The organism is Neisseria sp. HMSC074B07 (assembly GCF_001810355.1).
Taxonomy (GTDB): domain Bacteria; phylum Pseudomonadota; class Gammaproteobacteria; order Burkholderiales; family Neisseriaceae; genus Neisseria.
The window spans coordinates 1-213 of record NZ_KV800982.1 but is presented as its reverse complement, the minus strand read 5'-3'; the positions used below and the strand labels follow the sequence as shown (position 1 = coordinate 213).

Below are 213 nucleotides of genomic sequence, written 5' to 3'. Positions count from 1 at the left end.
ACACCGTCGGCGTCTTTCGCACCTTCGCTGACTTTAACCGCACCATTGGCCGCTTGGCTGAGGGTGGTCTTGTCGGCGTTAACGGTGTACTCGGTGTTGTTGCCGTCCACTTTTTCGCTGACGGTAACGTTCTTACCGGCGACGACGGTGGTGGTTTTTTCAGTGGCGGCGAGTTGTTCGTTCAGCTGGGCGACGTTGACGGCGTCAGTGTCT

1 protein-coding gene is annotated in these 213 nt (G+C 57.7%); it reads right to left on the bottom strand.

The window, feature by feature from the left end:
- Positions 1-213 (bottom strand): hypothetical protein (locus HMPREF2726_RS14205; RefSeq protein ID WP_168163285.1); only part of this gene is annotated, 213 nt, incomplete at both ends.